Origin of the sequence: Belnapia arida (genome assembly GCF_016773205.1) — a bacterium.
Classification (GTDB): domain Bacteria; phylum Pseudomonadota; class Alphaproteobacteria; order Acetobacterales; family Acetobacteraceae; genus Belnapia; species Belnapia arida.
In genome coordinates, this window is the sequence record NZ_JAETWB010000135.1 from 1 (window position 1) to 1,507 (window position 1,507).

Annotated in this window: 1 protein-coding gene; it reads right to left on the minus strand. The window is 67.8% G+C overall.

What is annotated here, in order from left to right; genetic code table 11:
* Positions 1 to 290: 290 nt before the first annotated feature.
* The gene (locus JMJ56_RS33050) at positions 291 to 1,397 is read right to left on the minus strand and encodes an IS110 family RNA-guided transposase (RefSeq protein ID WP_407927993.1); all 1,107 of its coding nucleotides are present in this window, start codon (positions 1,395 to 1,397) and stop codon (positions 291 to 293) included.
* Positions 1,398 to 1,507 lie beyond the last annotated feature (110 nt).

A 1,507-nucleotide genomic window follows, 5' to 3' on the forward strand; every position in this document is an offset into this window, starting at 1 on the left:
CCGGACGCTCTGATGTCCGTTTTCAAGAGCTCTCTGCAGCACGGGCCGCCGCGCAAGGCGGTGGCCTGATCCTGGCCGGGCATGGGAGGAGGCGAGGCGGATAGACGTCGGTGATCAAGCTCTGATCCGCGGGTTGGCTACCGCATTTCCGATTATGCGTCCGGGGCGTTCCCGATCTTACTGCGGGCGTCGGTCAGACCGGCCACAAAGCGTCCGACGGGAGATCCCCTACCGTTGCCTCGCCCCCACCCTTGCCCAGCCCTATGGCCGTAGCGCCGGTGGGTGGCGTCCTACGCGGTCTTCACCTCCCTCCCGATCGCCCAGATGAACCCGGCGAGCTCCCGCGCGATCGCAGTGACGGCCACCGTCAGCTTCTTGCCGCGTGCCGAGAGGGCACGGTACCGGCCGCAGAGCCGTACCTCGGCCTTGTGAGCGATGTCGCGCACCCCAGTGGAGACGGCCCGCTGCTGGTAGTGTCTGCGAGTGCCAACACGCGGCGCATGACGGTAGGTCCAGGCGCTCTCGACGAGCGCTCGCCGGATCCGCCCATTCCCGGCCTTGGTGATACCGAGACGACGTACCGTCTCGCCGGTCGAGCGCTCACTCGGCACGAGGCCGAGATAGCCCATGAACTGCCGGGCGCTGTCGAACCTCCCGAGATCGCCGATCTCAGCGGCAATTGCCGCCGCCGTGGGGAGCCGGATGCCGCGCAATGCCTGCAGGGCCTCGACGAGGGGCGCCAGCGACCACTGCGGAATAAACTCGACGACCGCCGCCTCGATGCGCTCGAGCCGTTCCTTCGCGTGCCGGGCGGCCACGATGAGTTCCTGCAAGACGATTTGCTGGGCAGCATGATCGAAAGCCTGCTCGGCCAGCCAGCGATGGTGGCGGGCGCCCCAGGTCGTCTTCCCGGGAAACGCGCGTCCATGCTTCAGGAGCATCGACGAGATCGCCTGGCGCTTCCGGCGCAAATCATCGACGGCGGCCTCGCGGGCGCGCACCAGGTCGCGCATCGCCTCGTGCGCCTCGTCCGGCACCCACACGGCGGTCAACTCGCCAGCCCGGAGCAGCCGGGCCAGAGCCACTGCGTCACGTCGGTTGGTCTTGACCCTGTCGCCCGGCTTGCGCGGGATTAGCGAGGGTGCCACCACCGTGCAGGCATGACCGAGTGCGACGATTTGGCGGTACAGGCCGTAGCCGGTCGGCCCAGCCTCATAGCAGACGTGCAGCTTGCCATGCCGTGCAGCGAGCCGCGTTAGGAACTTGCGCATGGCCTCGGAGCTGGCGTCGACCTCACCAATGTAGCGCACCTCGCCAGACCGGCCGAGCTCAGCCACGGCCACCGCGTTTTTCAGTTTCGCCGCGTCGATGCCAACGAAGACGGTGCTATCCTCCACCACGGCTCGTCCTCCCTGCGCTGAGGATAGGCCCGCCCATGCGGGCAACCCTCGTTCACCCGCGCATCGTAGGACGAGCCACCCGGCTCAAGGCGGACATACGGTCTTAC